Consider the following 25,858-nt stretch of genomic DNA (forward strand, 5'->3'; position numbering starts at 1 on the left):
GACATCGTTCGGACACAAGGAAGATTCGCCCTTGGCCTGGTCCCTCGCTTTCGATCCCTTCCTGCCATGGTGGGCGCTCGCCGTCCTGGCGCTGATCGCCATCGCCCTGGTGGCCTTCGGGGCCGTTCGCCGCATCCGCGGCGCGCTCCTGCGCGGTCTCGTCTTCCTGGCCCTTCTCGGCGCCCTGGCGGACCCGTCGCTGGTGCGCGAGGAGCGCGCGCCCCTCGAAAGCGTCGTCGCCATCGTGGCCGACCGCTCCGCCTCCCAGGAGGTGGAGACCCGCCGGGCCGATACCGACGCCACCGTCGCCGCCCTTACCGAACGGCTCCGCCGCCTGCCGGGCCTCGACGTGCGCGTGGTGGAGACCGCCCGCACCGGCACCGGCGACGGCACGACGCTCTTTTCCGACGTCTCCCGCGCGCTTGCCGACGTGCCGCCCGACCGGGTGGCCGGCATTGTCGCCGTCACCGACGGCGAAGTGCACGACGTGCCGGAAAGCGCCGAAAAGCTCGGCTTCAACGCGCCCGTGCACGCCCTCGTCACCGGCCACACCGAGGAGATCGACCGGCGCATGGCGCTCGTGTCGGCGCCGAAGTTCGGCCTCGTGGACAGCACCCAGACCCTGCGGCTTCGCATCGACGACCAGGGCGCCGGCACCGGCGGCCCGGCCGCCGTGGTGGTGAAGCGCGACGGCGAGGTGCTGACCCGCCTCGACGTCGGCTCCGGCCAGGAGTTCTCCATCGACGTGGAGATCGCCCACGGCGGCCCGAACATCTTCGAGGTCGAGACCGAGGTGATCGACGGCGAGCTCTCGCCCATCAACAACAAGGCCGTCGCCGTCGTGGAGGGCATCCGGGAGAACCTCCGTGTCCTCCTCGTCTCCGGCGAGCCGCACGCGGGCGAGCGCACCTGGCGCAACCTCCTGAAGTCGGACGCCTCTGTGGACCTCGTCCACTTCACCATCCTGCGCCCGCCGGAAAAGCAGGACGGTACGCCGATCAACGAACTGTCGCTGATCGCCTTCCCGACCCGCGAGCTGTTCGCCACCAAGATCGACGAGTTCGACCTCATCATCTTCGACCGCTACCAGCGGCGCGGCGTGCTGCCGCTCATCTACTTCGACAACATCGCGCGCTATGTGGCCGAGGGCGGCGCCGTTCTGATCGCCGCCGGTCCGGACGGGGAGAGCAACGACAGCGTCTACGACACCCCCCTCGCCCCCACCCTCCCGGCGCGCCCGACCGGCGACACCGTGGAGACGCCCTTCCGGGCGGACGTGACCGAGATCGGCGCCCGCCATCCCGTCACCCGCGACCTGCCGGGCTCGGAGGCCTCGCCGCCCGCGTGGTCGCGCTGGTTCCGCCTGATCGACGCGGTCGCCGACCGCGGCGAGACCATCATGAACGGCCCCGACGACAAGCCGCTGCTGGTCCTCTCCCGCGAGGGCGAGGGCCGCGTCGCCATGCTCCTGTCTGACCAAGTCTGGCTCTGGGCGCGCAACTTCGAGGGCGGCGGCCCGCACGTGCCGCTTCTGCGCCGCCTCGCCCACTGGCTGATGAAGGAACCGGACCTCGAAGAGGAGACCCTCCGCCTGATGGCTGAGGCGGGCGACCTCGTGGTCGAGCGCCAGACCCTGGAGGACGCCGTCGCGCCCGTCCGCGTCACCATGCCGACCGGCGAGGTCCGCGAGATGCCGCTGACGGAGGCCGAGCCCGGCCTCTTCCGTGCGTCCATCGACGAGGCGCCTTTCGGCCTCTATCAGGCGACCGACGGCGAGCGCACCGCTCTTGCCCACGTCGGCCCCACGGATCCGAAGGAGTATCGCTCGCTGATCTCCACCACGGACCTGCTGGCCCCCATCACGGAGGCCACCAACGGCAGCGTCCAGCGCCTGAAGGACGGTGCCGACGACACGCCGGTCGTCCCGCGCGTGGTGCCGCAGCGCGGCGGCAGCACCTTCGGCGGCGCCGGCTGGATCGGCCTCGACATGACCGACGCCTACGAGGTCACCGGCATCGAACGCACCCGCCTCCTCGCCGGCTTCCTCGGCCTCGCCCTCTTCCTCGCCGCCCTCGGCACGACGTGGTGGCGCGAAGGCCGCTGACGACTGGGGAAAGCGTGGGTGGTCCGCCTTCGCGGACCATGACGATGGCGAGGATGCGTCACCGGCGGCGAACGCCCGTCGAAAAGCGGTCCGGCCAGACCACGCCCCCCACCCTCCCCCATGCGGGGAGGGTTGACGGCGCGGGGAGGGTCGACGGCTTCCGGCCGTCGGGGAGGGGTCGCCGGCCATTCCCGCCCTCCGCCGTCATGGTCCGCGAAGGCGGACCACCCACGCTTTCACCGACCGACATCGTCGCGATAGGCGTGGCTGGTCTGCCTTCGCGGACCATGACGATGGGAGGGTAGGCCCCACATCCCCTCCCCCATCACCCCCCGCGCGCGTCCCCCCGCACCCCGTCGCTCGCCCCGGCCACCAGTTCCGCCCAGAGCAGCCGTGCCGGATCGACCGGCCCCGGCATCGTCACCGCGCCGCCCGGCACCGCCCGAAATCCGAACGGCCAGTAGTAGGGCAGATCCCCCACGAGCAGCACGAGCCGGTGCCCCTCCACCCGCGCCGCCTCCATGGAGCGGCGCATCAGCGTCTTGCCGACGCCGAGGTTCTTCAGCTCCGGGCGCACGCAGAGCGGCCCGAGGAAAAGCGCCGGCGTGGCGCCGATGCGCATGGGGGTGAGCCGCACCGCGCCGACCAGAGCGTCGCCTTTCAGCGCCACCAGGCTGAGGGCCGGGTCGTGCGGCACGCCTTCGCGCAGGCGAAAGGCCGTGCGGGCAAAGCGGCCGGGGCCGAACACGGCCGCGTGCAGGGCCTCCACCGCCGCCGCGTCGTCGGCGCGCTCGGGGCGGATGGTGAGGCCCGCCAGGAAGGCGGCGGCGGGGATCGGCTGGCTCGGCAGGTCGGCGGACTTGGCAGCGGTCATGGAAGGCGGCTCGTCGGATCAGGAGGCGGAAGTGTGCGTGCGCCGTTCAGTGTCCGCGGTCGCGACCGCTCCGTCATGACGATCGGGCCACCTCGGGCCGGTCGGATCGTCGAGGAAACCGCCCGGGGCCTCCGGTCAGCCGAAGCCGGCGGACGGTGCCTTTGGGCGCGTCAGAAGACGGGTACGCGAAACGGACGCGGCAGGAAGCCACGGTCCATCCGTCGTCGTCGCAGATCCGCACCCTGGATCATCGCCCGTCCCGTTTCGCCGGGTCGCCGCAGGCCATGCCTGAACGCGTCACCCGATCCTTGCCGGATCCCCGTCGGATCCGCGCAAATTCGCCTGTAGCACGACCGCGCACGCCTCACAAGCACGCCCAGACGCGCGCCTAGGTGCGCCCGGAGGCCCACGGCCACCGCCCCGTCACCAGAGATCCGACACAGCCGCCCGGCCCAGGAACTCGTCGACCCGGCGGCGCGACCCGCCCTGCGTGTCGGCCGGCAGATCCTCCATGGAGAAGAAGCGCGCCTCCAGGATCTCCCGGTTCGGCACGAAGGGCGACGGCTGACGCCAGGCCGGCACATGATAGACGGCCACATGGTCGCGCCCCGCCATGGCCTTGTTGAAATGCACGCTCATCAGGCGGAGCGGCCCGGCCGCTTCCACCGCCGTCTCCTCCCGGACCTCCCGCACCACCGCCTCGGCCGCCGTCTCGCCCGGATCCACCGATCCGCCCGGCAGGTGCCAGCCCGGCACATAGGAATGCCGCACCAGGAGCACGCCGCCGTCCGCGTCCGTGACGAAGCCGCGGATGCCGAAGGTCAACCCCTTGGTCACCCGCAGCATCAGCGACTGCACGGATCGCAGGCGGGGTTCCAGGGCTCCAGGAATGCGGATCATTCAAACCTCGCGAGAATCCGTGATGATTGGCTAAGTATTAGTCAACTTGATCATGCGTTAGGCGCGGGTCTGCTCCGCTCGCTAGCATATGGCTCAGAAGTAGGCCAAGTGCTACATCCTCAGTCGATCCTGGGACCAACAGTCCCGATCGTCCCGTAAAAGACCTTAAAGGTTATCATGTTTTCCCTGTTCAGCCGTCGCGGCACCCGTGCTCCCCGCTTCCAGTGGGCGCCCGCCGTCGACGTGACCAACCCCCGCGTCGTCGCCACCCTCATCGCGCTCGCCGCGCGCTGACGCGTCGGGCCGGCCGCCGGCTCCGCCGGGTGCGCCGCCCTCGGTCCCGACCCCACGTCCCGCACCACCATCCCCGCCCTGGTCCGCGCCCGCTTCGGTCGCCGCGGCCAGGGCGGTTTCGTGTGCGGGGAACCGGGCCATTTCGGCATCGTGTCGCTTGCCCTCGACACGCCGGGTCTGTAGGGCTCGACCATGTTCCGTCTCGCCCACCTGTCCGATCCCCACATCGGCCCGCTGCCGGCCGCCTCGGTCGCCGACCTCGCGTCGAAGCGGCTCCTCGGCTACATCAACTGGCACCGCAACCGCGCGGTCGCCATGCGGGGCGACCTGCTCGCCCGCCTGATCGACGCCGTGAAGGCGGACGGGCCGGACCACGTGGCGGTCACCGGCGATCTCGTCAACATCGCCCTGCCCGCCGAGTTGGAACCTGCCAGCCGCTTCCTGCAGTCCATCGGCCCCGGCGCCGACGTCTCGGTCGTACCCGGCAACCACGATGCCTACGTGCCGGGCGCCCTCGTCCGCTGCACCGAAGCCTGGCGGCCCTACATGCAGGGCGACGACGACCGCGGCGCGCCGTCCTGGCCCTTCGTGCGCCGCCGCGGTCCGATTGCGATCGTCGGCGTGTCCACGGCGCGCGCGTCCGGACCCTTCATGGCCACCGGCCACGTGTCGGTGCCCCAGGCCACGCTTCTCGCCGAACGGCTGGAGGCGCTCGGACGCGAGGGGCTCTGCCGGGTGGTGCTCATCCACCATCCGCCGATCCGCGGCTCCACCGAATGGCACAAGCGCCTGATCGGCGGCAGCCGGGTGCGGACGGCCATTCGCCAGAGCGGCGCCGAACTGGTGCTGCACGGCCATACTCATCTGGCAACCCGGATGGAACTGGATGGCCCGAACGGTCCGGTGCCGGTGGTCGGTGTCCCGTCGGCCAGCCAGGAGCCCTCCGGGCCGAAGCCCGGGTCCGGCTACAACCTCTTCACCATCGAGCGCCAGGACGCGGGCTGGGCGATCAACCAGATCGAGCACCGCATCCTCAGGCCCGGCGGCCCGTTCGAGCGGCTGGGTGAAAGCCGGTGGATGATCCGGGTCTGACGACCCCTGTCATCCAGGGTCGGTCAGGTCATCAGCCACGCATAGGCGAACAGACCGAAGACGCCCGCCGACAGGCCGAACAGGAAGGCGATCAGTCCCCAGATCAGGGACGACCCGCCGCGCGCGGGCTCCGCGTCGCGTCCGCCGGCCACCGCCTGTCCGCGCGGCACGGGGCCTGAAGCAGCGGAGGCCATCTTGCGCAGCAGGAAGTCGCTTTCAAGCGCCCGCTCGCGCTCCACGGTGCGCTCGGCCATATAGTCGGTCACCTGGTCGGCCATGGCCTGCAGATCGGCGGTCTCGTGGAGCACCGTCCGGCCAAGGCGCGTGTCCTTCAGCAGGCGATAGGTACGCCGGTCGCGCCCGATCACCACGTGGGTGGTCGGATCGACCCAGAGGCGCGGCGGCGTGCCGGTGTCGACCCGGCAGATGAAGAACACGTCGTCGGTCGGCACCTCGCCGAACACGCCGGCCAGTTCGTCCGCCAACATGCCGAGCCGTGCGCGCTCGGCGTCATGGAGATCCGCCACGGAGTCCAGGCGCTCCGTCTCGGCGGTTCTGACCCGGCGGACCGCATCCGTCAGCCTGCGCACTTTCGGCGCCCCGGTTCCACTGCCGAGCTGCTCGCTCATCACTCAACTCCCGAACCCCGTCTGAGGCCGCGGCCATGATCCGTCGTGCGCCGGTCGCAACCGTTCGCCCGCCGACGGCGTCACGCAGCAGCCTTGATGAACGAAAGATTAACGGATCGGTTCGGCTTTTTTAAGTCGCCGAGCGACGCATGCCGCAGGAATCCATCGCGCGTGCGTCGGCGGACCGGCACGCCTCAGCGCGGTCTGTTGCGCACCACCCCGGCTTGGATGTCCGTGTAGCTGAGGTGGATGATGCTGGAAATCAGCGTCCGCGCCAGATGCGCGTCGCCCGCCCGGATCGCGTCCAGCACGACGGCGTGGGAGGCCACTAAGTCCCGGAACGCCGTGTCCTGGGCCGTCGGGTCCAGCTTCGGTTCCCAGGACAGCGACAACCGCATCACCGATTCGATCAGGGTGCCGAGCGACCGGAGCAGCGGATTGCCGGCCGCGTCCAGAACGGCCTCGTGGAAGGTCAGGATGCCTTCGATCATGTGGTCGCGCGTGGAGGAGCGCTCCATCATCAGGATGGCCTTCTCCATGGTCGCCAGGTGGCGATCGGCCCGCCGGTCGGCGGCGAAGGCGGCCGCCTCCGGTTCCACCAGCAGCCTCAGCTCGAACAGCGACTTCAGGAAGACCTCGTTCACCGGCTCGGTCAGATGCCAGGCCAGCACTTCGTGGTCGAGGATGTTCCACTGGCCGCGCGGCCGGACCCTGGTGCCGATCTTGGGGCGTGAGTTGGTCAGCCCCTTGGCCGCCAGGATGCGGAAGGCCTCGCGAACCGCCGTCCGCGACACCCTGAACCGCTCCGCCAGCGCGACTTCGGTCGGCAGCAGCGCGCCCTCCTGATAGTCGCCCCGCACGATCTGCTGACCGATGGCATGGGCGATCTGTTCATGGAGGTTCCGCCTCACCCGTCCCGAAGGCACCCCGTCGCTGAAGTACATCGCCCGTGTCTGCCCCTTCTCGCGGCTCCCGACGACGCCACGCCGCAGATGCGGTGGGCGCCGTCCGCGACGTATGCGTTGCTTATGCGCATGTTTCGCAGTGGAAAATTACGGAAGGCTCGCGAAAATGCAACCAGCCAGAGGTCCTGCTTTACCGGAAGGACAAGGGCGAAGCGGCGCCAAAACTGTCAATAATGCCTATACGGCACAATCAATAAACGGTTGCAACTCCATGAATTTCCGGACGCTTTGGCCCCCGGAGCGACATTGTCGCCCGGCGTTCCATGTCGGATTTTTTTTCGAGGGTTGAAGGTGTCGCAGGCTGCGGGAAACGCACCTCGATCGAACTTGGCGCAGAACCGTGCAGGTATAGCCGCTCTCGATTCGGCGAACGGGAGCGCCGCTGTGGTGGATTTCACCGGCCCTTCTCTGTCAGATCCACCCATCCGGCAGCGGTTTCCGACGCGAAGACGGCGTCCAGGATCCGCATCATGCGGACCGTATCGGAAGGCCCGTAAGGCAGCACGGCCTCCTCCCGGATGGCCTTGGCGAAGGCCTCGCCCTGCAACCCATACTGGTCCGATCGCGGCAGGATCATTAGTTCCGCGCCCTCGTCCCCGAGATAGTTCCCATCGTAAAATTTCAGCACCGTTTCTTCGCCCTGCGGCGCATTGAACGGGATCAGCACCTCCACCCTGCCCTTGGTGCCGACCACGGTCACCCGCTGGTGCGGCGTGCACTGGGTGCCGACCGTAAAGGTCAGGTGCCGCCCGTCGCCGAAGTCGATGAGCGCGCTCGTCAGCCGGTCGGTGCCGAACGTCGGGTCGCGGTCCACCAGCGAGACCAGCCGGGTCGGCTCCGCGTCGAGCACGAAGCGGGAGACCACGATCGGGTAGCAGCCGATGTCGAGGGCCGCGCCGCCGCCGGTCTCCGGCTTGTTGCGGATGTTGCCGGGATCCGCGTTGGCGTAGCTGAACCAGGCCTGCACGCCCACCGGGCTGCCGATCCGGCCGGTCCGCACCATGTCCCGCACGGCGATCCACTGCGGATGGAAACGCACCATGAAGGCTTCCAGGTAAACGATGCCCGCCGGCAACGCGAGCAGCCGCTCCGCGTCGGCCGCGTTCATGCCGCCCGGCTTTTCCGAAAGCACGTGCTTGCCCGCCGCGGCCGCCTGCAGCGACAGGTCCACGTGGCTGTCGTTCGGCGTCGGGATGTAGACCGCCTCGATGGTCGGGTCCGCCAGGAGCGCCTCGTAGGAGCCGAAGGAGGCCGGAATCCCGAGCGCTGCCGCCGTCGCCGCCGCCCTTTCGGCATCGCGCGAGGCGAGCGCCGCCACCTCCAGCCAGGGCGTGGTCCGGAAGCCCGGGATCACCTTCTCGCGGGCGATCTTGGCGGTGGAGAGAATACCGATGCGAACGGGGCGGACGGGGGCCATGGGGTGCCTCTTGCGGGTCTGGGTCGGGCCGGATCCCCCGGTTCTACAAGCCCGTCGGCCTCACCGCCATCTTGTCGAATCACGCGCCGCCCGCGCACGGCCACGCCAGAGAAAACGCCGCCCGGCTTGCACCGGGCGGCGATATCCGTCTCATCCGCCACCGTCAGGGTCCGCGAGACCCGACCCTGACGAGGACAAAGGACTGCGACTTCAGCTGCGCGGGGCGGTCCAGCCCTTGTACTCGCCGATGTTGTCGCGGGTGACGAGGGTGGAGGGCAGCAGCGTCACGGTTTCCGCCGGCTTCTCGCCGTTGAGCAGCTTGGCGCCGATCTCGGTGGCGAGCTGCGCCATCGCATAGGGGTCCTGGCTCGCCGAGGCGTGGATCATCGGCGAGTTCGGGTCCTTCAGCGACGCCTCGATGTCCGGCGCGCCGTCCACGGAGGTGATGATGATCTCGTTTCGGCCGAGCTGCTTGGCCGCCAGATCCGTGCCGATCGCCTGCGGGTCGTTGATGGCGAAGATCGCGTCCACTTCCTGGAAGCGGGTCAGGTGACCCTGCGCCACCGCCAGACCGCCGTCGCGCGAGCCCTTGCCGTCCTGGTCCGACGACAGCACCTCGATGCCGGACGCCTTCTCGAACACGCTCTTGCAGCCGTTGACGCGATCAATCACCGCAGAGACTTGCGGGCCGTTCTGGATGATCACTTTGCCCTGGCCGTTCAGCTTGTCCACGATGTACTGGCAGGCGATCTCGCCGGCCTGGACGTTGTTCGTGGTCACGGTGGCGTCGGCGCCCTTGGCGGCGGTGTCCACGGCGACGACGATGATGCCGGCCGCCTGGGCGCGCTTGATCGCGGGCTCGATGGCGTTCGGGTCGCCCGGGTTGAGAAGGATCAGGTCGACGCCGGCGGCGATGAAGTTGTCGATCTGGGTGAACTGCTTGTTGAGGTCGTAGTCGTAGCCGACCGTCAGCACTTCCGCGTTCGGGTTGATTTCCTTGGCCTTGGCGGTCGCGCCGTCGGCCAGGGCCACGAAGAACGGGTTGCCCATGGAGCCGAGCGAGATGCCGATCTTGTTCAGGTCCTTGGCGGCGGCGGCGCCGGTCATCGCCAGGGCGGCGACGGCGGCGAGAAGAATGGTCTTGGACGTCATGAGCTTGATCTCCTCCTGGGTGATATCCGCCGGTTCCTGATTCCACTCGCGGACCGGCGGTTTCTCCGATCCGGCGCCCGCCCCCTCATCCCTTAAGGGTCGCGGTCGCCGGTTTCTCCCGGGGCAGGCCACCGGGGGCGACGGGTTCCACCCGTCTCCCCCGGGCGGCCGCCCGAGCCTTTGGCGGACGGCAGAGGCCGTCCGGCCGGGGCGGCCGAAGCCGCCCGGAATGTCAGCGGCCCGTCAGGTGCGGGCCGAACCCTTGGTCCGGTAGCGGTCGAGCGCCACCGCGCCGATGATCACCAGGCCCTTGATGATGTACTGCCAGATGTCGCTGACGCCGGTGAGGATCAGCCCGTTGGTCAGCACCGCGATGATCAGCGCGCCGATCAGCGTGCCCCAGATCGACCCGATGCCGCCGACGAAGGACGTGCCGCCGAGGATCACCGCCGCGATGGCGTCGAGCTCGTAGCTCTGGCCGAGCTGCAGGCCGTTGGCCGCGTAGAGCCGGGCCGCGCTCATCACGCCGCCAAGGCCGGCCATCAGGCCCGAGAAGCCATAGACGAAGAGGAGCACCGCCCACACCTTGATGCCGGAGAGCCGCGCCGCGTCCGGGTTGCCGCCGACCGCGTAGATGTGCACGCCGAGCACCGTCCGCCGGAGGATGAACCACGAGACCAGGATGGTCGCGAAGGCGATCACCACCAGCCACGGCACCCCGAACAGCGTCCCGTTGCCGATGAAGGCGAACGGCAGGTTGGAGTTGAACACCGTGGTGTCGTTGCCGAGGAGGCGCGCGACGCCGCGCACCGCGGTCAGCGCGCCCAATGTCACGATGAAGGGTGGCAGCTTCACGAAGGCGATCAGCGCCCCGTTGACGAGGCCGAACAGGAGGCCGATGGCGAGCGCGAACGGGATGCCCAGCATGCCGGCTTCCGGGATCAGCGAGCCGATCACCGCGCCCATGGCCGCCGCCGCCAGGATGGAGCCCACCGACAGGTCGATGCCGCCGGTCAGGATCACCATGGTCATGCCGGCCGCCAGCACGATGTTGATGGCCGCCTGCTGGGCGACGATCGAGAGGTTCTGGCCCGACATGAAGCGCCCGGTCATCGCTTCGAACGCGATCGCCAGGATGATCAGCACCGGCAGCATGCCGACAGTGCGGATGATGGTCTGGATCCGCATCTTGCGGGCGGCGGCGGCGCGGTCGGCCCCGCCGGTGCCGGTAGCGGTTGTGGTCTGGTCGGCCATCGGGCGAGCTCCATGGAGATCCGCGGTCGGGGGCGGATGTCGGGACGAAAGGGTCAGGGGTGGGCAGCCCGGGGCGCGGTGGCGGCCCCGGTGGCGTAGGCGATGATGGTCTCCTGGGTGGCCGGCGTGCCCGAGGCGCCGCCGACTTCGCCGGCGATATGCCCCTCGCGCATCACCAGCACCCGGTCGGCGATGCCCACCACCTCGGGCAGTTCCGACGAGATCACGATCACGCCGACGCCGGATTTGGCGAGATCGTCGATGATCCGGTAGATCTCCGACTTGGCGCCGATGTCGACGCCGCGGGTCGGCTCGTCGAGGATCAGCACTTTCGGCCGCGTCTCCAGGAGGCGCGAGAGCAGCACCTTCTGCTGGTTGCCGCCGGAGAGCGACCCCACTTCCACCTGCGGCCCGGCCACCCGGATCGACAGGGAGCGGATGCCCTCCGCCGCCCGCTCGCGCGCCTTGCCCCGGTCGAGGATGCCGAACAGGCGGGCATCGCGGCCGATCACCCCGAGGTTGATGTTGTCGGCCACCGACATGTCGAGGAAGAGGCCCTGCCCCTTGCGGTCCTCGGTGAGGTAGACGAGCCCGGCGTTGATGGCGTCCTGCGGCGTTCGCGGGTCGATCGGCTTGCCCATCAGGGTGATGGTGCCGCTCGCGCGCACCTCCGCCCCGTAGATCAGCCGGGCAAGCTCCGTCCGCCCCGATCCGACGAGGCCGGCGATGCCCAGCACCTCGCCCTGGTGCAGCTCGAACGAGCACGGCTTCACCCGCCCGCCGTCGCCGACGCCGTCCACCTTCAGGATCACCGGCCCGCGGCTGCCGTGGGCGTCGTGGTCCTTCTTGTAGAACTTGGAGAGGTCGCGGCCGACCATCATCTTGACGAGCGCCTCGGCGCTGAGGTCGCTGCGCGCCAGCGTGCCCACGTAGGAGCCGTCCCGCAGCACCGAGCAGCGGTCGGAAAGCTCATACACCTCCGCCATCCGGTGCGAGATGTAGATGATGGCGAGCCCCTCCCGGCGCAGCTGCCGGATCAGGTCGAACAGGCGGTCCGTCTCGCGGCTGGAAAGCGCCGTCGTGGGCTCGTCCATCACCAGGATGCGGGCGTTGGCGTGGATGGCGCGGGCGATCTCCACCAGCTGCCGCTCGGCGATGGAGAGGTCCTGCACCAGCGTGGAGGGTCCGAACCCGGCGCCCAGCCGGTCGAGCACCGATCGGCAGCCCTCCTTCATGGCCTTGCGGTCCACCTGGCCGCCGGCCTTCGCCTCGCGGCCGAGATAGATGTTCTCCGCCACGCTGAGGTTGGGCGCGAGCGCCAGCTCCTGGTAGATCACCGCCACGCCGAGCTGCTTGGCGGAGAGCGGCCCGTCGATGGTCACCGGCCGGCCTTCCACCCGGATCTCGCCGCCCGGGTCCGCCGTGTAGGCGCCGGAGAGGATCTTCATGAGCGTCGACTTGCCGGCGCCGTTCTCCCCCATCAGCGCGTGCACCTCGCCCGGATAGACGGTGAGGTCCACGCCGGCGAGCGCACGCACGCCCGGAAAGGTCTTGGAGATGCCGCGCATTTCCAGGATGGGCGCCTTATTCGGCTGCATGGGTCGTCTCCCGGATGGATCCGGCGGCCCCGGTCAGGATCGAGGACCGCGGAGAGAAGTTGAAGAAGAGCGGCAGCGTGGCGGCCCCGAGCGCGCCCGCGTCCGGCCCGAACGAGCCGCGGAAGAACAGCGGCCGGCGCACGCTCTCCGGGCTCGCCAGGTCGATCGCCCGGTCGAGATCCTCGATCAGGTCGTCGAGGAGGCCGCCGTCCACGTCCGCGTCGATCACCACGTGCGGCATGTCGATGAGCGACACCACCGACATCAGCGCCGGCACCAGCGCCGCCACGCAGTCGTCGATCCACTCGGCCACCGCCTGCGGTCGGGGCCGGCGCGCCAACACCGCCGACACCTCCTTCAGGCTGTTCGCCGCGATGCCGTGCCAGGCCAGATGCCGCTTCAGCGCCGTCAGCGACGCGCGGGTGAGCAGCACGTCGAAGGCCCGCGTCGGCGCCGGCGCGGAGGCGAGCCGCGAGCCCGGCACCGGCATCATGGCGATGTCGCCGGCGTTGCCCGCCACCCCGTGCACGCAGTCGCCCGCCATCACCAGGCCGCCGCCGATGGCGCCGCCGATGAATACGTAGAGGAAATCGTCGATCTGCCGGCCCTTGCCGTAGAAGAGTTCGGCGATGGCGGCCGCGTTGCCGTCGTTCTCGGCAAACACCGTCTGGCCAGTCGCCCGGCCGAGGGCGAGGGCGAAGTCGTAGTCGTCCCAGAGCTTGAAGGACGACGACGGCAGCTCCAGTTCGCGCAACCAGCTGCCGAGGTTGTAGGGCTGCGCCACCCCGATGCCGGAGAGCCGGCCGCGCTCGCCCGCCGGCACCTCGGCCAGCAGGCTTTCGATATCGTCGAGCACCAGCTCCAGCACCTCGTCCGGCGCCGGCAGCACCCGGTCGTGGCCGCGATGGGCGAGGATGCGCCCGCCGAAATCCACCCGCACCACCTCGATGCCCACCCGGTCGAGCCGCACCCCGATCGCAAAGGCGCCGGTCGGGTCGAGCGTCAGCATGGTGGCCGGCTGCCCGCGCTGCCCCTCGCGCTTCTTGCCCACGTCGCGGACGAGCCCTTGCGCCTCCAGGTCCCGGATGATTCCGCCGACCGCATTGTTGGTCAGCCCCGCCGCCCGCGCCAGATCGGCCTTCGACGCTTCGCCGAGCCGGCGCAGCGCCTGCAGCACGATCCGTTCGTTGAAATGGCGAAGCTGGGCCGAATTCGACCCCTGCCCCGTCCGCGTGATGCGAACCGGCACGACATGCTCCTCCCAGAGCGGCGCGCTCACATTCGGAGCACGTCATCTTTATTAATTCACTGTGAAGTATTTAAATGCTGGAATTTGGACGCCGTCAACCCCGTCATGACGACTTTTCCACTTTTCGCATTGCAGCAAGACCTTGCTGCCATGCAAGCCGCACACGAGCGCCCACCCGCGACGCTCTTCCCAGCCCCCCGACGATACGCCCTTCCCACCGGGACGCAATGCCCGCACCGTCGCTGCGCAAAAAAGCGGCACGCACCGCGGAGGCTCAGGGCGCCTCGACCATCCTGGTCAGCGCCGGCGGACCACCCACGCATTTCCCCACCCGCCCCCAGCGACATGCGTGGCTGGTCCGGATGAACCGGACCACGACGATCGCAGAGGTCGGTCGATGACGAGGAGCTCCCCTCGTCGAAGCGCCCTCCACTTCCCCGCCCCCTCCCCGATCGTCATGGGCCGCGCAGGCGGACCACCCACGCATTGCCCACCCGCTCCGTACGACATGCGTGGCTGGTCCGGATGAACCGGACCACGACGATCGCGGGGGGACGGCAGTGACGGCAACCCTCAGCCGCCGTCGCGCACCTCGCCACCCCCATTGACCGTCATCCCGACGAAAGTCGGGATCCAGCCGACGCCCCCGCCACACGCGCCGGTGCAATCCTCCCACCGACGGTTGGGCCCCGGCTTTCGCCGGGGTGACGCCATTGGAATAGTGTCGAGCCCCAAAGACCAGGCCCAAACTTGTGCCCCCCGCGCGCTCCCGTCCCCTCCCGAACGCGCTCCACCCCCCCCTTCCCTCCTCCCCCATCATCGGGGGCGGACGGCAGTTACCGCCACCCCACCCATTCCGCTTTCCCTCCCCATGCCCCTCCCCGCCCCCAACCCCACGCGCTACACTCCTCCGGAATCGCCCCCTCGAAAGGCCCCCATGCCGGTCCAGAAGGTCTGCGCAGTCCTTGCCTGCAACGCGCCCTTCCTCGAGCAGGCGGTGCGCGCCATGGCGTCGATCCGCCGGTTCGCGGATCGCATCGGCGACGTGGAGGTCACGCTCGCCCTCGTCGCCATCGACCTCGACCCGAGCGCGCTCGAAACCCTTGAAGCCGACGGTGTCCGCGTCTTCACCGATCTCGACCGGCTGCCGACCTACGACAACCAGCCCCGGCACGGCTATTCGGCGACCTGCCGGCCCTACCTGCCCGACCTCTTCCCCGGCTTCGACGCCTATCTCTGGGTGGACGCGGACATCCGCTTCGTGCGGGCGGAGGGCCTTCTGTTCTGGCTGTCCGGCGCGCTCAATCCGGACGCCGCCCTCGTCATGTGCCAGGAGATCGAGCCCGCCTACACGGTGGTGCACAGCGCCCACAAGGCGCGGCTCTGGCACGAGGCCAAGATCGCCCGCATGAGCCGGGTCTGGTCCGGCGACCTGATGGAGCTTGCGCGCTATTTCGCGCCCTTCAACGGGGGCCTCTACGGGGCGCGCGCCGACAGCCCGATCTGGCCCACTTACCGGCGCCACTTCGAGGCGGCGCTCCGGCGCGGCTACGATCACTGGGCGGACCAGGACGCGCTCAACGTCTCGCTCCTGGAGGTCGGCCGCTACATCCGGGCGCCCGGCACCATGAACTGGATCGTCTCCCTCGCCCAGCCGCTCGCCCTCGACGACGGCAGCTTCCGCGATCCGGCATCGCCGGAGCGGATCATCAACGTGCTCCACCTCACCGAGTCCACCCGCGTGGTCGACGTCGGCGACGGTCGGCGCATGACCCGCTACGACGCCTACAAGATCCTCGGCTACACCGACTGACCCCGCCGGCGACCGCTGCCCGGCCTAGATCCCACCCGCGTCCTTCCACAGCCACGCCGCCCCGCGCACCCCGGAGCTGTCGCCATGCAGCGCCTTGCGGATCGGCGTCTCGACGCTGTCGGAGAACACGTAGGGCACCACGAGCCCCGGCAGGTCCGCGTAGAGTTCGTCCACGTTGGACATGCCGCCGCCGAGCACCAGCACGTCCGGATCGAGGATGTCGATGAGGAGCGCCAGCGACCGCGCCAGCCGGTCCGCGTACACCTCATAGGTTGCACGCGCCACCGGGTCGCCGCCCCGCATCCGGGCGATGATCTCGGCGCCCGTCGGCCGTTCGCCAGTGCGCCGGTGGTATTCGTCCTGGAAGCCCGTGCCGGAGCAGTACATGTCCAGGCACCCGTGCCGGCCGCACCAGCACTTGGGGCCGGGCAGTTCGTCCGGCTTCGGCCAGGGCAGCGTATAGTGGCCGATTTCGCCGCCAAGCCCCTGGAATCCCGTGTGCGTGCGGCCGTCGATGGCGATGCCGGAGCCGTGTCCGGTGCCGAGGATGATGCCCTGCACCACCCGCGCGCCGGCCCCCGCCCCGTCCACCGCCTCGGAGACGGCGAAGCAGTTCGCGTCGTTGGCAAGGCGCACCGGCCGGCCGAGGGCGGCCTCCAGGTCGCGGGCCAGCGGCTTGCCGTTCAGCCACCAGGAGTTGGCGTTCCGCACCAGGCCGGTCTTCGGATTGGGGCTGCCCGGCAGGCCGATTCCGACCGTCCCGGTCTCGCCGGCGTGCGTCTCGGCGACGGCCACCAGCTCCACCACCGCCCGGATCGAGCCTTCGTAGTCCTCGCGCGGGGTCGGCATGCGGTGGCGGACCTTTTCGGTCCCGTCGGCCGCAAGGCCGATGACCTCCATCTTGGTGCCGCCCCAGTCGATCCCGATCAGCATCCGCGCCTCCTCCCGGTTCGGCCGAGAGGTAGCAGAGCGCACTCGCCCTGTCATGGCGGGCGGGCGTCGAGGTTCGTCAGATCGCCGTCGCCGCCGGCTCGCCTTCGCGCGCCTCCGGCTTCGGCGGCATCAGCACGATCAGCGCCTTGGGGTCGACGGACAGGCGGAAGGGCGGCGGCAGGCGGCGCAGTTCGCCGTCGATGGAGATGCGCAGGTTCGGCCGCCGGCTGGCGATCGTCACCCGCCGGACCGCCGTCACGTCCAACCGGGAGTTGGAGCGCCAGCGGCCGAGCGCGGCCATCAGCGCCGCCATCACGAAGTCCATGCGCCCACGGGCGGGTAGCAGCACCAGGTCGAGGTCGCCCTGGGTCAGGTCCTCCGCGTGCGGAAAGTCGCCGAAGCCCTCGCGGAACGAACCCACCGTCACCGCCGCCTGGTAGTAGCGGGCGCGCGGCTTTTCGAAGTCGCCGGAAAAGGCCAGCGACATCTGCTTCAGGGAGCGCACGGTGCGCAGCCACACGCGCAGCGATGCCAGCATCTTGCCGATCCTGGATCCATAGGGCATCGCCTCCCGCACCTCGATGAACTGCGGGTGGAAACCAAGACTCACATGGTGGAGGAAGACCCAGCGCCGGTCCGTTTCGTCGACGAGCACGCCCACGTCCACCGGCCGCACCACGCAGCCGGCGAGCGCCGCCAGCGTCTCGTCGAGGCCGATCGGGATGGCGAGCGAGCGGGCGAACAGGTTGAAGGTGCCGAGCGGGATCACGCCCATCGCCTTGCCAGTGCCGACGAACACCTGCCCGGCGCTCGACACCGACCCGTCGCCGCCGCCGACGATCACCGTGTCCACATCCGGCCGTTCCGCAAAGCCCGTGAGGGTCCGCGTCCAGGCCTTCGGCTCCACGAACTGGATGTCGACGAGGGTGCCGACGGCCGCCACCGCGTCCCGGATCCGCGCCACCAGGTCGGCCCGGTCGGAGGCCCGCGCGGCCCCCGCCTTGGCGTTGATCACCACCACGACCCGGCCCGCCGGCCCGCCGGAAGCCCGGCCCGGAGCCTCGTCCACACCCGCCTCGTCCAGACTGGTCATGCGGTTCGGCTCCCTCGGGCCGGCGATCTGCCCACGTCGACGGTCCCCCGCCGTCCGCCCGACGAGGGATCCGACATCTGATGTCGAAGTGGCGCCCCGCGCGTTCGGCGGAGCGCCTGATCGAGGGTCAGGCGTAGGTGGCGCGCCGCATGTCGCCGGCGCTGTCGCGGAAGAACAGCGCCTGGCTGACCACCGCCTTCACCATGTCCTGGCGGAACGGCTTGGTGATGAGGAAGGCCGGCTCCGGCCGCTCGCCGGTCAGGAGGCGCTCCGGATAGGCGGTGATGAACACCACCGGCACGGACAGCCCCGGCAGGATCTCGTTCACCGCATCGAGGCCGGACGATCCGTCCGCCAACTGGATGTCCGCGAGGATGAGGCCCGGACGCTTCGACTGGGCCATCTCCACCGCTTCCTTGTGGGTGCGGGCGTTGCCGACGACCGTGTGGCCGAGGCTCTCCACCAGCATCTCGAGGTCCATGGCGATGATCGGCTCGTCCTCGATGATGAGCACGTCCGTGGCGACCTGGCCGGCGATCTCGCGACCGGCCGTATCGATGAGTTGCGTCAATTCGGTTTCCTCGACGGCAAGCACCAGGGCGGCTTCCGACGTGGAGAAGCCCTCCACGGTGGTCAGCAGAAAGGCCTGTCGCGGCCGGGGCGTCAGCGCCTCGACGGCACGGAGCCCGGTGCCGGGCTGTTCGTGGGGATCCTCGCCATTGACGGCGACCGAGTTCCAGATCTGGGAGAAGACGCGATAGAGCGCCACCCGGCCCGGCAGACTGCGATCGAACGAATCCGGCGAAGCGACGAGCGCCTCCAGCACCGCGACGACATAGGCGTCACCGCTGGTCTGGGTTCCGTTCAGGGCTCGGGCATACCGGCGAAGGTAGGGAAGGTGCGGCGCGATGGTCTCGGACAGCGACATGCTATCTGCGGCTCCTCGTCTTTACGACGTTATGATCTGTCGACCTGAAAACGAGGGAAGCGCCTGATCGCGACAAGGTCGCCCGCCGCCCCACCCGCAGGCACCCGGACGACGCGAAAACGCGGTTCCGGCTGCTGCATCAACGCACGTCTCTGCATGCGGTTCCACCCTGGACGGTCAAGCTGAAGCTATTTTTCGCGATCCGGCCTTTCGCCCTGGAACCAGGAACCGTCCCGCACGTTGACGGTTCCGAGTTCGAAAACAACGACGAGCGGTTCATACTCCCGCCGTGACGAGAACACCGCGAAGGACACTCTCTTGACCCGCGACAACACGAACAAGGACCTGCCGGAACGGGCCCTGAATGCGGAACAGCCGGACAGAGACACGCGCCCGATGTCTCCGGACCTCCAGGCCCACATCGGCCTTCGCCTGAAGGCCTTCTACGACAGCGTCCTGTCGGAGCCCATCCCGGACCGCTTCGCCCAGCTTCTCGACCGGCTCGACGACGCGGAGGCCAAGCCCGACCTCACGGCCATCGATCCGGCGGACACGGCGGACGGCACCGACAGCGCGGCAGCGCCGATGCGAACGGTGGGATCGGACATCCAGTCATGAGCGGAAGCGATACGGGCAAGGAGACCAGGCGCGGCCTCCGCGACGAGCTGCTCGCCGCGATTCCGCCACTGCGCGCCTTCGCGGTCTCCCTGACCGCGGACAGCGATCGCGCGGACGACCTGGTACAGGAAACCCTGGTGAAGGCGTGGTCGAACCTCGACAGCTTCACGCCCGGCACCAACATGCGCGCTTGGCTCTTCACCATCCTGCGCAACACCTTCTACTCCAACCACCGCAAGCAGCGCCGCGAGGTGCAGGACGTGGAAGGCGAGCACGCCGCCCGCCTCGCCACCCACCCGAGCCAGAACGGCCACATGGACCTCGCCGACTTCCGCGCCGCCCTGTCGCGGCTGCCGGACGACCAGCGCGAGGCGCTGATCCTGATCGGCGCCAGCGGCTTCTCCTACGAGGAGGCGGCCGAGATCTGCGGCTGCGCCGTCGGCACGGTCAAGAGCCGGGTCAACCGGGCGCGCAACAAGCTCGTGGAGATCATGTCCATCACGTCGGCCGAGGCGTTCGGCCCGGACGACGCCACCCAGGCGGTGATGGGCGATCCCGTTGTGGCGATCCGGTCCGGAACCTGACACCCTCCCCGAACGTCTTGGACGGGAAGGTTCTGAACGTCCCGGTCGGCAACGAACCATGCCCCCTTGGCCCGCCGCGCGGCCCCGTCCGGTCTCGCGTCGGTCGGCCTCCCCCGGCGGCGATCCTGGACACCCGATGGGCTGAAGCCGGCCAACGTCATGGAGTAGGCTGGAACGTGAGCGTAGAGGTCCAACGGAACCTGGTGTGGCCGTGACCGGCGGGCTTCCCCTCGGCGTGCGCATCGGCCTGCTTCTGGTCGCGGCCGTGCTGCCGCTGGCCACGCTCGGCGCCGTCTATGCCTGGACGGCGGGCGAGACCGCGCGCGAGGCGGAGATGCGGGCCCGCTACGAGACCGCCCGCGTGGTCGCCGGCCTCGTGGAGGCCGTCAGCGAAGGCGCCGCCCGGGCGACCGACATCACGCTCGCCATCGACGGCGTCGCCACCGATCCGAACCGCTGCCGCACCGCCCTCACCCGCCTCATGGACCTTGTCGACAAGATCGCCGACGCCTCCATCCTGTCCGGCGGCGAGCGGGTGTGCGGCCTCGTGCGCACCGGCACCGGCCTTCAGCCGGTCACCGGTACCGTGCTCTCCCTGGCCCCTCGCCCCGACGCCGTGATGGCCATCGGCGCCGGCGACCGGCCGTCGATCCGCATCGTCCGCACCCGGCCGGCCGGCCCCGGTCCGATCGCCCTCATCCATGTGGCGCTCGATCCGATCTGGCAGCGGATCGCCACCTCCGTCGCCGGCCTCGGCCGCAGCCGCGTCTTCCTCCTCACCGAGGCCGGCGGCGTCATCGCCGACCCGGAGGGCGTGGTGGAGACGGCGGAAATCTCCGCCGTGGTCGCCGCCGTCAACAATGTCAGCGCGGGCGGCCTGCCGGTGGTGCAGGTGAACGCGCCCGGCGCCGGCTATGTGGCCATCGCCCGCGTCGCCGAGACCAACGTGCGGGTCGCCGTCACCAGCGACGTCAGCGCCATCACGCCGCCGCTGCCGGTCCGCATCGCCCTCGTGGCCGGCCTACCCTTCCTCTTCCTGGTCGCCGCCGTCGCGATCGCGTGGTTCGGCGTCGACCGGCTGGTGAACCGCTGGGTCCGCCGCCTCGGCCGTGTCACCCGCCACTACGGCGAGGGCGCCCTGTCGGAACGGGTCGGCGCGCTCCACAACGCCCCGGAGGAATTCCGCCAGTTCGGCGAAAGCTTCGACACCATGGCGGCCCGCATCGAGGTGCGCTCGGCCGACCTGGAACGGGCGCTCGCGGAGAAGAACCACTTCGTCCGCGAGCTTCACCACCGGGTGAAGAACAATTTCCAGATGATCGCCAGCCTGCTGACCCTGCAGCGGCGCGAGGCCGACGCGGCCACCGAGGTGGCGATCCGGGAGGCGCACGACCGGGTGCAGGCCCTCGCCGCCGCCTATCGGGCGTCCTATGCGGACGGCGAGACCGGCCAGGTGCCGATCGCCTCCCTGATGGTGGATCTGGTCGAGCGGCTGCGCGAAAGCGCCGATCTCACCGGCCGGTCCGTCACCATGGAGGAGATGGGCGAGGGCATGGCGCTGCATCTCGACCGGGCGATCCCCTTCGCGCTCCTGATGACCGAGCTCTTGGTGCCGGTGTTCGACCGCGCGCACACCAGCGACGACACCGTCCGCATTTCGGTAGCCTGGCTCGACGAAACCCGCACCCGCTTCTGCGCGTCCATCGTCACCGGCCACGACGACGTGACGGTAACCCGCCCCCTCTCCGAACGGCTTGCGCGCGCCTACGCGGCGCAGCTCGGCGCCGACGTGCGCCGCGAGGGCCATCGCATCGACGTGACGCTGGAGCCCTGATCGCCTCTGACCTTCGGGATGGACGCGACGCGGTCGGCCCAGCCCGGACAGCGGTCGACCGGCCCAGGCGTGCCCGCACCCAGCCCCGACCACCGGCTCGCAACCCGCTTGCGCCCCGCCCGGACAGAAGAAAGCCGGCGCGGATCGCTCCGGCCGGCCTCAAGGCGTTAGGGTCCAGGGAGACGGCCGCGCGGCCTTCAGGGAGGGGTAAGGCGCGCGACCGCTGGCGTCATGACGTGTCCCGAAGGTGTGCCGGCCGGTCGGCCGACACACCCGCGGGGGTCAGACGGCGGGCGGACGGCGGCCCGACACCAGTCCGTAGATGAGCGACACGACGAACAGCACGATCGCCACGAAGAAGATCAGCTTGGCGATGCCGACGGCCGTTCCGGCGATGCCGCCGAATCCGAGCGCCGCCGCGATCAGCGCAATGATCAGAAAAGTGAGTGCCCAGCCCAGCATTGTCAGCCCTCCGTCAGAGATTTCGGTCATCGACAACATGGCATGTCGATGATCTGATGCTGGATCAACGGAGGCCGATACGGTCCGGTTCCGACCAAACCGGCGATTTTCATCGGTTGGTCGACTCATTCGGTCGACGATGGTTACTTCGGCAAGCCGTTCGGCGCGCTCACCGGGCGATGGCGAACAGCCGGTCGACGGCCAGATGCGCCTCCAGGCCGTCCGCCACCGCGTCGATCGCCGCCTCCACGGCGCTTTCGTAGGAAAGCCCCGAGGCCGTCCCGAGCCGGCCGAGCCAGGCCGCCCGCTGGTCGTCTCCGGCGAACAGCCCGTGGAGATAGGTCCCGACCACCGCGCCGTCCGCAGACACCGCGCCGTCCGGCCGCGCGCCGGTATCGCCGGCCGTATCCGCGATCTCGGCGAACGGTCGCCCCGCGTCCGGTCCGACCGTCTTGCCCACGTGCATTTCGTAGCCGGTCAGCGGCACGCCGTCCGAAAGGCTGCGGCCACCCACACGGGTCAGCGCCTTCACCGGCGTCAGCACCGTCTCCACGTCGAGAAGGCCGAGCCCCGGCACCGTGCCAGGCGGGCCCTCGATGCCCTCCGGATCGGCGATCGAACGGCCGAGCATCTGGTAGCCGCCGCACACCCCGAGCACCCGCCCGCCCCGGCGAACATGCGCCGCAAGGTCGATGTCCCAGCCAGCCTCGCGGAAGGCGGCAAGGTCCGCGATCGTCGCCTTGGAGCCCGGCAGCACCACGAGGTCCGCCACCGGGATCGGCGCGCCCCGCCGCACAAAGACGAGGCTGACCGACGGCTCCATGCGCAGGGCGTCGAAATCGTCGAAGTTGGAGATGCGCGGCGTCACCGGCACCGCGACGGTCACCGCGCCGCCCCCGGCCCGTCCCATCCGGTCGAGCGCCACCGCGTCCTCCGCCGGCAGGGATGCCGCCGCCGACAGATGCGGCACCAGCCCGAGCGCCGGCCAGCCGGTGGCGGCCTCGATGAAGCGCATGCCCTCGTCGAAGAGGCGCGGATCGCCGCGGAAGCGGTTGACGATGAAGCCCTCGATCATGGCCGCGTCCGCCGGGTCGATCACCGCCTTGGTGCCGACCAGGCTGGCGATGACGCCGCCTCGGTCGATGTCGCCGACGAGCACCACCGGGACGTCGGCGGCGCGGGCAAAGCCCATGTTGGCGATATCGGTGGCCCTCAGATTCACCTCCGCCGGCGAGCCGGCGCCCTCCACGATCACCAGGTCCGCGTCCGCCTTCAGGCGGGCGAAGCTCTCCAGCACCGCCGCCTTCAGGCTCGCCTTCAGGACCTGGTAGTCCGCCGCCTTGGTGGTGCCGACGCGCCGGCCCTGGACGATCACCTGGGCGCCGATCTCGCTCTGCGGCTTCAGGAGCACCGGGTTCATGTGCACCGTGGTGGGAACGCCCGCCGCCCGCGCCTGCAGCGCCTGGGCCCGGCCGATCTCGCCGCCGTCCGCCGTCACCGCCGCGTTGTTCGACATGTTCTGCGGCTTGAAGGGCACCACCCGGAGACCCCGGCGCACCGCCAGCCGGCAGAGCCCCGCCACCAGGAGCGATTTGCCGACGTCCGACCCGGTGCCCTGGATCATCAGCGCCCGCGCGCTCATTTCACCACCACCGGCAGGCCGGCAACCACCAGCGTCACTTGCTGGGCGACCGCCGCCACATCCTGGTTGAGCCGCCCCTGCGCATCGCGAAACCGCCGCCCGAGCGGGTTATCCGGCACGATGCCGAAGCCGACCTCGTTGGAGACGAGCACCAGCGGCACCGCCACCTGCCGGATCGCCGCCATCAGGTCGGCGCACTCGGCCGCAAGGTCCGCCTCGGCGAGCAGGCGATTGGAAAGCCAGAGCGTCAGGCAGTCGACGAGGATCGGACTGTCGCCTCGGCCGAGGTCGGCGAGAACCGCCGCCAGATCGTGCGGCGCATCGACCGTCACCCAGCCCGCGCCCCGGTCCGCCCGGTGCTGGTCGATCCGCGCCTCCATCTCGGCGTCGAACGCCTCCGCCGTCGCCACATAGACCCAGGGGTCGTGGCCGGCGGACCGGACGGCGGCCTCGGCGAACCGGCTCTTGCCGGACCGTGCGCCGCCGAGGACGAGATGGGGATAGAAGGCGGTCATGGACACGCGAATGCCTTGTGGATGCGGAAGGCCCCATCAAGACCAGGGAGCCCGCCCCCTGCAAGCGCCATTTGCCGGCCAGAGCCGATCGCCGCGTGCCGCTCTGATCCTTCCCCTCAGGGGAAGGTGGCCTGAAAGGCCGGAAGGGGTCGCCTTTTTTGTATTTTTTTGGCCGCGAGCCATACCGAGACGCAGCCTCCCATCCCGCCGCCCCTCACGACCAGCCTCCGGTCCCAGTTGCCGGGCGGATCGGCGCTGGCTACAAAAGGGGATAAAAATCAGAAGGCGACGGCACATGACGGCCAGCATCCCCTCCCCGTCCGGACCGTTGCCCGGCTCTTCCGACGCCCCTTACCCCACGGGCTGATATCCCCCTATGCTGAATTCCCTCGGTGCTTCGCGCCCCGAGGCCGCGCACCCGTTCGCCCGCTCAACGCCGCACCATCGAGGAACCGTCCCGCCATGCCCGGCAATCTGTCGCTCGAATCCCTCAAGGCCGAGGTCGCGGCCGGTACCATCGACACGGTCAACGTCGCCTTCGTGGACATGCAGGGCCGCCTGATGGGCAAGCGCTTCCACGGGGAGCATTTCGTCGACACCGCCGAGAGCGAGACCCACGCCTGCAACTATCTCCTCACCGTGGACATCGACATGGAGCCGGTTCCGGGCTACGCGGCGGCGAGCTGGGAGAAGGGCTACGGCGACTTCGTGCTGAAGCCCGACCTCTCCACCTTGCGCCGGACGCCCTGGCTGCCGGGCACCGCCCTCGTCCTCTGCGACGTGCAGGACCACCATCACCACGACCTGCCCCATTCGCCGCGCGGCCTCCTCAAGCGGCAGCTCGCCCGCCTGTCGGAGAAGGGTTGGAACGCCTTCTTCGCCTCGGAGCTGGAGTTCTACCTCTTCGACGAGACCTATTCGTCCGCCGGCGCCAAGGGCTGGCGGCAGCTGAAGACCTTCACGCCCAACATCGCGGACTACGGCATCCTGCCGACCACGATGGAGGAGCCCTTCATGCGGGAGATCCGCAACCAGCTCTCCAAGGCCGGCATCAAGGTGGAGAACTCCAAGGGCGAGTGGGGACCCGGCCAGGAGGAGATCAACGTCCGCTACGCCGACGCCCTCACCATGGCGGACGAGCACGCGATCATGAAGACCGGCATCAAGGAGATGGCCCACCTGCAGGGCAAGGCCGTCACCTTCATGTCGAAGTACGCCTACGACCTCGCCGGCTCCTCCTGCCACGTGCACCAGTCGCTCTGGTCGAAGGACGGGCCGCTCTTCCTGGACAAGGATGCAGAGCTCGGCATGTCCAAGCTCATGCGCCACTACCTCGCCGGCCTCCTCACCCACGCCCGCGAGATCACCTATTTCCTCGCCCCCTACATCAACAGCTACAAGCGCTTTCAAGTCGGTACATTCGCCCCTACAAAGGCGGTTTGGAGTGGCGACAATCGCACCGCCGGCTTCCGTGTCGTGGGGGAGAACTCCAAGGCGATCCGCGCCGAGTGCCGCATGGGCGGTGCCGACATAAACCCTCACCTCGCCTACGCCGCCATGCTCGCCGCCGGCCTTTCCGGCATCGAAAACGAGCTGGAGCTTGAGCCCGCCTTCGTCGGCGACGCCTACAACGGCGCCGGAATCCGCGAGATCCCGAAGACGCTGCGGGAGGCCATCGCCACCCTCAAGTCCTCGGAAATGCTCAAGAAAGCCTTCGGCGAAGAGGTCATCGACCACTATGTTCACACCGCCGAATGGGAGCAGTTCGAATACGACCGCCGCATCACCGACTGGGAGCTGAAGCGCGGTTTCGAGCGGTATTGAGAAACACACACAGACACCCCAGTTGACGACTGTGTGTGTTTGCTGTTGGCATAGGGCTCGACGCGAGCGGTCGGGAGACCGATG

The 25,858-nt window shown here is 69.6% G+C and carries 22 protein-coding genes; 7 read left to right on the top strand and 15 right to left on the bottom strand.

Annotation, left to right across the window (positions count from 1 at the left end; genetic code table 11):
* The first annotated feature begins 31 nt into the window (after nucleotides 1-31).
* Nucleotides 32-2,104: a hypothetical protein gene (locus tag BUQ68_RS16935; RefSeq protein WP_075217184.1), complete on the top strand. Its 2,073-nt coding sequence runs from the start codon at nucleotides 32-34 to the stop codon at nucleotides 2,102-2,104.
* 325 nt (nucleotides 2,105-2,429) lie between these two features.
* Here BUQ68_RS16935 and BUQ68_RS16940 read toward each other — a convergent pair whose 3' ends face one another.
* Complete coding sequence (locus BUQ68_RS16940) at nucleotides 2,430-2,978, bottom strand: GNAT family N-acetyltransferase (RefSeq protein ID WP_083656656.1); 549 nt, start codon at nucleotides 2,976-2,978, stop codon at nucleotides 2,430-2,432.
* Nucleotides 2,979-3,401: 423 nt separating this feature from the next.
* Nucleotides 3,402-3,878: an NUDIX domain-containing protein gene (locus BUQ68_RS16945; protein WP_075217185.1), complete on the bottom strand. Its 477-nt coding sequence runs from the start codon at nucleotides 3,876-3,878 to the stop codon at nucleotides 3,402-3,404.
* A 486-nt stretch (nucleotides 3,879-4,364) separates the two neighbouring features.
* Between BUQ68_RS16945 and BUQ68_RS16950 the strand changes: the two genes are divergently transcribed.
* On the top strand, nucleotides 4,365-5,264 hold the full coding sequence (locus BUQ68_RS16950) for a metallophosphoesterase family protein (protein ID WP_075217186.1): 900 nt from the start codon (nucleotides 4,365-4,367) through the stop codon (nucleotides 5,262-5,264).
* Nucleotides 5,265-5,287: 23 nt separating this feature from the next.
* Here the strand turns inward: BUQ68_RS16950 and BUQ68_RS16955 are convergent, their stop codons facing one another.
* From BUQ68_RS16955 to BUQ68_RS16985, 7 genes are all read right to left on the bottom strand, one after another.
* Nucleotides 5,288-5,893, bottom strand: a complete 606-nt coding sequence (locus BUQ68_RS16955) for a hypothetical protein (RefSeq protein WP_075217187.1) — start codon at nucleotides 5,891-5,893, stop codon at nucleotides 5,288-5,290.
* Between the two features lie 194 nt (nucleotides 5,894-6,087).
* Nucleotides 6,088-6,837, bottom strand: coding sequence for a FadR/GntR family transcriptional regulator (locus BUQ68_RS16960; RefSeq protein WP_075217188.1), 750 nt, complete (start codon nucleotides 6,835-6,837; stop codon nucleotides 6,088-6,090).
* Between the two features lie 415 nt (nucleotides 6,838-7,252).
* Nucleotides 7,253-8,275, bottom strand: coding sequence for a Gfo/Idh/MocA family protein (locus BUQ68_RS16965; RefSeq protein WP_075217189.1), 1,023 nt, complete (start codon nucleotides 8,273-8,275; stop codon nucleotides 7,253-7,255).
* A 210-nt stretch (nucleotides 8,276-8,485) separates the two neighbouring features.
* Nucleotides 8,486-9,427 (bottom strand): ABC transporter substrate-binding protein, encoded by a 942-nt coding sequence (locus tag BUQ68_RS16970; RefSeq protein ID WP_075217190.1) that lies wholly within the window; start codon nucleotides 9,425-9,427, stop codon nucleotides 8,486-8,488.
* 243 nt (nucleotides 9,428-9,670) lie between these two features.
* Nucleotides 9,671-10,681 carry an ABC transporter permease subunit gene (locus BUQ68_RS16975; RefSeq protein ID WP_075217191.1) on the bottom strand — a complete coding sequence of 337 codons (1,011 nt, stop codon included), beginning with the start codon at nucleotides 10,679-10,681 and terminating at the stop codon, nucleotides 9,671-9,673.
* Between the two features lie 53 nt (nucleotides 10,682-10,734).
* Complete coding sequence (locus BUQ68_RS16980) at nucleotides 10,735-12,279, bottom strand: sugar ABC transporter ATP-binding protein (RefSeq protein WP_075217192.1); 1,545 nt, start codon at nucleotides 12,277-12,279, stop codon at nucleotides 10,735-10,737.
* On the bottom strand, nucleotides 12,266-13,528 hold the full coding sequence (locus tag BUQ68_RS16985) for an ROK family transcriptional regulator (RefSeq protein WP_210215656.1): 1,263 nt from the start codon (nucleotides 13,526-13,528) through the stop codon (nucleotides 12,266-12,268). Before BUQ68_RS16985 ends, BUQ68_RS16980 begins: the two co-directional genes overlap by 14 nt.
* Before the next feature lie 937 nt (nucleotides 13,529-14,465).
* On the opposite strand from BUQ68_RS16985, the gene BUQ68_RS16990 reads away from it, so the two are divergent.
* The gene (locus BUQ68_RS16990) at nucleotides 14,466-15,341 is read left to right on the top strand and encodes a hypothetical protein (RefSeq protein WP_075217193.1); all 876 of its coding nucleotides are present in this window, start codon (nucleotides 14,466-14,468) and stop codon (nucleotides 15,339-15,341) included.
* Between the two features lie 24 nt (nucleotides 15,342-15,365).
* Here BUQ68_RS16990 and BUQ68_RS16995 read toward each other — a convergent pair whose 3' ends face one another.
* The 3 genes from BUQ68_RS16995 to BUQ68_RS17005 all read right to left on the bottom strand — a co-directional run bounded on the left by BUQ68_RS16995 (nucleotide 15,366) and on the right by BUQ68_RS17005 (nucleotide 18,295).
* Nucleotides 15,366-16,274 carry an ROK family protein gene (locus tag BUQ68_RS16995; protein ID WP_075217194.1) on the bottom strand — a complete coding sequence of 303 codons (909 nt, stop codon included), beginning with the start codon at nucleotides 16,272-16,274 and terminating at the stop codon, nucleotides 15,366-15,368.
* A gap of 76 nt (nucleotides 16,275-16,350) precedes the next feature.
* Nucleotides 16,351-17,367 carry a diacylglycerol/lipid kinase family protein gene (locus BUQ68_RS17000; RefSeq protein WP_075217195.1) on the bottom strand — a complete coding sequence of 339 codons (1,017 nt, stop codon included), beginning with the start codon at nucleotides 17,365-17,367 and terminating at the stop codon, nucleotides 16,351-16,353.
* 127 nt (nucleotides 17,368-17,494) lie between these two features.
* Nucleotides 17,495-18,295, bottom strand: a complete 801-nt coding sequence (locus tag BUQ68_RS17005; protein ID WP_075217196.1) for a response regulator — start codon at nucleotides 18,293-18,295, stop codon at nucleotides 17,495-17,497.
* A 318-nt stretch (nucleotides 18,296-18,613) separates the two neighbouring features.
* Here BUQ68_RS17005 and BUQ68_RS23845 point away from each other — a divergent pair, with 318 nt between their 5' ends.
* From BUQ68_RS23845 to BUQ68_RS17020, 3 genes are all read left to right on the top strand, one after another.
* Nucleotides 18,614-18,913 carry a NepR family anti-sigma factor gene (locus tag BUQ68_RS23845; protein WP_075217197.1) on the top strand — a complete coding sequence of 100 codons (300 nt, stop codon included), beginning with the start codon at nucleotides 18,614-18,616 and terminating at the stop codon, nucleotides 18,911-18,913.
* A complete protein-coding gene (locus BUQ68_RS17015; protein ID WP_075217198.1) occupies nucleotides 18,910-19,497 on the top strand; it encodes a sigma-70 family RNA polymerase sigma factor in 588 nt (195 codons plus the stop codon). Before BUQ68_RS23845 ends, BUQ68_RS17015 begins: the two co-directional genes overlap by 4 nt.
* A 205-nt stretch (nucleotides 19,498-19,702) precedes the next feature.
* Nucleotides 19,703-21,331 (top strand): sensor histidine kinase, encoded by a 1,629-nt coding sequence (locus BUQ68_RS17020; protein WP_075217199.1) that lies wholly within the window; start codon nucleotides 19,703-19,705, stop codon nucleotides 21,329-21,331.
* Between the two features lie 282 nt (nucleotides 21,332-21,613).
* On the opposite strand, the gene BUQ68_RS17025 is transcribed toward BUQ68_RS17020, so the two are convergent.
* From BUQ68_RS17025 to cobU, 3 genes are all read right to left on the bottom strand, one after another.
* Entirely contained in the window at nucleotides 21,614-21,793 is a 180-nt protein-coding gene (locus BUQ68_RS17025) for a DUF1328 domain-containing protein (protein ID WP_075217200.1), read from the bottom strand.
* Nucleotides 21,794-21,962: 169 nt separating this feature from the next.
* Complete coding sequence (locus tag BUQ68_RS17030; RefSeq protein ID WP_245293293.1) at nucleotides 21,963-23,435, bottom strand: cobyric acid synthase; 1,473 nt, start codon at nucleotides 23,433-23,435, stop codon at nucleotides 21,963-21,965.
* The gene (gene cobU / locus BUQ68_RS17035; protein WP_095407356.1) at nucleotides 23,432-23,950 is read right to left on the bottom strand and encodes a bifunctional adenosylcobinamide kinase/adenosylcobinamide-phosphate guanylyltransferase; all 519 of its coding nucleotides are present in this window, start codon (nucleotides 23,948-23,950) and stop codon (nucleotides 23,432-23,434) included. The genes BUQ68_RS17030 and cobU overlap by 4 nt, the downstream gene beginning before the upstream one ends.
* A gap of 462 nt (nucleotides 23,951-24,412) precedes the next feature.
* On the opposite strand from cobU, the gene BUQ68_RS17040 reads away from it, so the two are divergent.
* Nucleotides 24,413-25,774, top strand: a complete 1,362-nt coding sequence (locus tag BUQ68_RS17040) for a glutamine synthetase family protein (RefSeq protein ID WP_075217203.1) — start codon at nucleotides 24,413-24,415, stop codon at nucleotides 25,772-25,774.
* Nucleotides 25,775-25,858: the final 84 nt, after the last annotated feature.

Source organism: Mongoliimonas terrestris, from assembly GCF_001927285.1.
Lineage (GTDB): Bacteria > Pseudomonadota > Alphaproteobacteria > Rhizobiales > Pleomorphomonadaceae > Chthonobacter > Chthonobacter terrestris.

What these genes read in the sequence shown, in the direction of transcription:
- BUQ68_RS16940 (WP_083656656.1), bottom strand. Translation starts at nt 2,978, where the DNA reads ATGACCGCTGCCAAGTCCGCCGACCTGCCGAGCCAGCCGATCCCCGCC.
- BUQ68_RS16945 (WP_075217185.1), bottom strand. Translation starts at nt 3,878, where the DNA reads ATGATCCGCATTCCTGGAGCCCTGGAACCCCGCCTGCGATCCGTGCAG.
- BUQ68_RS16950 (WP_075217186.1), top strand. Translation starts at nt 4,365, where the DNA reads ATGTTCCGTCTCGCCCACCTGTCCGATCCCCACATCGGCCCGCTGCCG.
- BUQ68_RS16955 (WP_075217187.1), bottom strand. Translation starts at nt 5,893, where the DNA reads ATGAGCGAGCAGCTCGGCAGTGGAACCGGGGCGCCGAAAGTGCGCAGG.
- BUQ68_RS16960 (WP_075217188.1), bottom strand. Translation starts at nt 6,837, where the DNA reads ATGTACTTCAGCGACGGGGTGCCTTCGGGACGGGTGAGGCGGAACCTC.
- BUQ68_RS16965 (WP_075217189.1), bottom strand. Translation starts at nt 8,275, where the DNA reads ATGGCCCCCGTCCGCCCCGTTCGCATCGGTATTCTCTCCACCGCCAAG.
- BUQ68_RS16970 (WP_075217190.1), bottom strand. Translation starts at nt 9,427, where the DNA reads ATGACGTCCAAGACCATTCTTCTCGCCGCCGTCGCCGCCCTGGCGATG.
- BUQ68_RS16975 (WP_075217191.1), bottom strand. Translation starts at nt 10,681, where the DNA reads ATGGCCGACCAGACCACAACCGCTACCGGCACCGGCGGGGCCGACCGC.
- BUQ68_RS16980 (WP_075217192.1), bottom strand. Translation starts at nt 12,279, where the DNA reads ATGCAGCCGAATAAGGCGCCCATCCTGGAAATGCGCGGCATCTCCAAG.
- BUQ68_RS16990 (WP_075217193.1), top strand. Translation starts at nt 14,466, where the DNA reads ATGCCGGTCCAGAAGGTCTGCGCAGTCCTTGCCTGCAACGCGCCCTTC.
- BUQ68_RS16995 (WP_075217194.1), bottom strand. Translation starts at nt 16,274, where the DNA reads ATGCTGATCGGGATCGACTGGGGCGGCACCAAGATGGAGGTCATCGGC.
- BUQ68_RS17000 (WP_075217195.1), bottom strand. Translation starts at nt 17,367, where the DNA reads ATGACCAGTCTGGACGAGGCGGGTGTGGACGAGGCTCCGGGCCGGGCT.
- BUQ68_RS17005 (WP_075217196.1), bottom strand. Translation starts at nt 18,295, where the DNA reads ATGTCGCTGTCCGAGACCATCGCGCCGCACCTTCCCTACCTTCGCCGG.
- BUQ68_RS17015 (WP_075217198.1), top strand. Translation starts at nt 18,910, where the DNA reads ATGAGCGGAAGCGATACGGGCAAGGAGACCAGGCGCGGCCTCCGCGAC.
- BUQ68_RS17025 (WP_075217200.1), bottom strand. Translation starts at nt 21,793, where the DNA reads ATGCTGGGCTGGGCACTCACTTTTCTGATCATTGCGCTGATCGCGGCG.
- BUQ68_RS17030 (WP_245293293.1), bottom strand. Translation starts at nt 23,435, where the DNA reads ATGAGCGCGCGGGCGCTGATGATCCAGGGCACCGGGTCGGACGTCGGC.
- cobU (WP_095407356.1), bottom strand. Translation starts at nt 23,950, where the DNA reads ATGACCGCCTTCTATCCCCATCTCGTCCTCGGCGGCGCACGGTCCGGC.
- BUQ68_RS17040 (WP_075217203.1), top strand. Translation starts at nt 24,413, where the DNA reads ATGCCCGGCAATCTGTCGCTCGAATCCCTCAAGGCCGAGGTCGCGGCC.